This is a genomic window from Streptomyces sp. 8L, assembly GCF_020176795.1.
Lineage (GTDB): Bacteria > Actinomycetota > Actinomycetes > Streptomycetales > Streptomycetaceae > Streptomyces.
Genome location: NZ_JAIUKE010000614.1, coordinates 1 through 2,926, shown reverse-complemented (window position 1 = coordinate 2,926; position 2,926 = coordinate 1). Strand labels below are relative to the sequence as shown.

The following is a 2,926-nucleotide window of genomic DNA, read 5'->3' as shown; positions in this document are numbered from 1 at the left end:
CCTGCGCGCGATGGGCATCGCACTGCCCGAGGCGTGGCGGGCCGACGCCGTGACCCCGCTCGACGGCGAGGCGCCCGCGAGCGGTCCGCGTGTCGCGGCCGGGGCGGGCCGCGACGGCGCCGGGGCGGGCGGTGGCAGCGCGTGGGCGCGGGTGGGCAGCCCGAGCACGGTCCCGTCCGGCCGGAGGAAGGCCGGGTTGCCCCCGGGCACCATGCCCAGGGTGCGGGCGCGCTGGGCGAGCGCTCCGGGCGCGGAGCGGTCGTCGACGTCGCGCTGGAGGGCCTGCTGCTCGTCCGTCAGGTCCTGGGTCTGCTTCTTCAGCCTGCTCAGCTTGAACGATCCTTCGTTGAGGGAGGAGTTCAGCATGAGGAGTGTGATCAGGCCGCCCGCGAGGAGCAGCACCACCAGCAGCACGAAGGGGGTGCGGGCGGCCGGGCCCGACCCGGACGGCAGCAGCCCGGCGAGCCGTGCCGCGCGCCCCCGCAGCTCCTTGCCCTGGCCGGGGGCGGGGGGGGTCACAGCGCGTCCTCGCGGATGCGCTGGGCGCCGCGCAGCCGGGCGGACGCTGCCCTGCTGTTGCCCTCGACCTCGTCGTCCGCGGGCGCTTCGGCCCCGCGGGTCAGGAGCTTCAGCCGGGGCTGGTACTGCTCGGGCACGATCGGCAGGCCGCGCGGGGCGGTGCTGGTGGCTCCCGCCGTCAGCACCTGCTTGACGATGCGATCCTCCAGCGAGTGGTAGGAGAGGACGGCGATCCGGCCGCCCACGGTCAGCGCCCGCACGGCGGCGGGGACCGACCGCTCCAGGACGGCGAGTTCGCCGTTGACCTCGATCCGCAGGGCCTGGAAGGTCCGCTTGGCGGGGTTGCCCCCGGTGCGCTTGGCGGCCTGCGGCAGCGCGTCCCTGATCAGCTCGACGAGCCGGCCGCTGCGGTCGAAGGGCTCCTTCGCGCGCTCCCGCACGACGGCCTCGACGATCCGCTTGGCCTGCTTCTCCTCGCCGTACGTGCGCAGGATGCGCACCAGTTCGCCGGGCGGGTAGGTGTTGAGGACCTCGGCCGCGCTCGCGCCCGTCGTCTGGTCCATCCGCATGTCGAGGGGCGCGTCCTGCGCGTACGCGAAGCCGCGGCCGGCCTCGTCCAGCTGCATGGAGGAGACACCGAGGTCGAACAGGACGCCCTGGACGCGCGGTACGGACAGCCGGTCGAGGACCTCGGGAAGCTCGTCGTAGACGGCGTGCACGAGCGTGGCCCGGTCGCCGTACGGCGCGAGCCGCTCCGCGGACAGCCGCAGCGCCTCCTTGTCCCGGTCGAGCGCGATCAGGCGCGCGGCGGGAAAGGTGGCGAGCAGCGCCTCGCTGTGCCCGCCGAGGCCGAGCGTGCAGTCCACGACGACGGCCCCCGGGTCGGCGAGTGCGGGGGCCAGCAGGTCAAGGCACCTCTGGAGCATCACGGGTACGTGTCGCTCACTGCGCTCGCTCATGCGCCCTCTCTGGTCCGGCGCGCGCCGTACGGCGGCCGCGCAACGGCCGGGTCCCCGCCCGCTCGGAAGGGGAAGTGGTCCGCCGGGGCGCCGGAAGGGCGTCGTCCGGACCGTCGAGCGGGAGGAGGCCGAGCCGCACGTCCGCCGCGCACGCGGGGGAGTTTCGGGAAGTGTGCGGTGGGAAACCGCGAACTTCGCGTCACTTTAGTCCACAGTCCGTTGCGGTCAATCAACCGCCCAGCGCGTCGCCCGGGCTCCCCTGACGGGCCGCGCGGGCCGTCCCCGGCCCCGTTTCGCGCGAGCGGCGGACTCCCGCCACAACGGCGGCGTCCTTTGTTTGTCATGACCCCACATCGGGCTCAGCACCCCGTCTGCCCGTAACGTCATGGGTATGACGACCTCGACTCATTCGACGGAGGAGCCCCCGGTGGCGCCGGGCGACGCCGCACGCGCCGGCGGGACCGTCACGGACCGGCTCATAGACGCCAACGACCGGTACGCCGACAGCTTCCAGGACCCCGGGATGGACGCCAGGCCGGTGCTGCGGGTGGCGGTCGTGGCCTGCATGGACGCCCGCCTCGACCTGCACAGGGCGCTCGGCCTCCAGCTGGGTGACTGCCACACCATCCGCAACGCGGGCGGCGTCGTCACCGACGACGTGATCCGCTCCCTCACCATCAGCCAGCGCGCCCTCGGCACGAGGAGCGTGGTGCTGATCCACCACACCGGCTGCGGCATGCAGACCATCACCGAGGACTTCCGGCACGAGCTGGAGCTGGAGGTCGGCCAGCGCCCCCCGTGGGCAGTGGAGGCCTTCCAGGACGCCGAGCAGGACGTGCGCCAGTCGATCAGGCGGGTGCGGACCTCGCCGTTCCTGCCGCACGTGAACGACGTGCGCGGCTTCGTCTTCGACGTGAGGACCGGGCACCTGACCGAGGTCACGGCGGACTGAGCGACGCGCGCGGTCCGGGAAGGGCGGAGGCGGCGCGTGTTCCGGGAACGACGGGGGACGCGCGCGGTCCGGGAAGGGCGGAGGCGGCGCGCGGTCCGGCAGCGGCGGGCACGCGCGCGTTCCGGGAAGAGCGGTCCGGGAAGGGCGGAGGCGGCGCGCGGTCCGGCAGCGGCGGGCACGCGCAAGTTCCGGGAAGGGCGGAGGCGGCGCGTGTTCCCTCACTCCTCCCGCCCGACACGCGGCGCCGTTTCCGGCATGTCTCTCATTCCGGGCTCCGGAGGTCACGCTTGTCGTTGGACAAGTGACACGAAGCGGTAACGGCAACAAGAATGCGTGGGAGGCAGCGGCCCGGAACCTTCCGGAGGCGGTGTCCGTAGTTCGGGGTGTGGGGGGGGGGGGGGGGGGGGGGGGGGGCCCCCCCGGCCCCGGGGGGGGGGGGGGCCCCCCCCCCCCCCGGGCGCCCGGGCGGGGGCGCGGGGGGGGCGGGGGGGGCCGG

3 protein-coding genes are annotated in these 2,926 nt (G+C 74.8%); 1 reads left to right on the top strand and 2 read right to left on the bottom strand.

The genetic code is table 11. The features are described 5' to 3' along the window. A partial coding sequence (locus LCE31_RS35735) for a septum formation initiator family protein (RefSeq protein ID WP_225022008.1) occupies positions 1-519 on the bottom strand: 519 nt, incomplete at its 3' end. Next, positions 516-1,478, bottom strand: coding sequence for a 16S rRNA (cytosine(1402)-N(4))-methyltransferase RsmH (gene rsmH / locus LCE31_RS35730; protein WP_225022006.1), 963 nt, complete (start codon positions 1,476-1,478; stop codon positions 516-518). The genes LCE31_RS35735 and rsmH, both read right to left, overlap by 4 nt. 391 nt (positions 1,479-1,869) lie before the next feature. Between rsmH and LCE31_RS35725 the strand changes: the two genes are divergently transcribed. Then, positions 1,870-2,430, top strand: a complete 561-nt coding sequence (locus LCE31_RS35725) for a beta-class carbonic anhydrase (protein ID WP_225022004.1) — start codon at positions 1,870-1,872, stop codon at positions 2,428-2,430. The last annotated feature ends 496 nt before the right edge of the window (positions 2,431-2,926 follow it).

Coding starts and splice junctions, on each gene's coding strand:
- rsmH (WP_225022006.1), bottom strand. CDS start 1,478: ATGAGCGAGCGCAGTGAGCGACACGTACCCGTGATGCTCCAGAGGTGC.
- LCE31_RS35725 (WP_225022004.1), top strand. CDS start 1,870: ATGACGACCTCGACTCATTCGACGGAGGAGCCCCCGGTGGCGCCGGGC.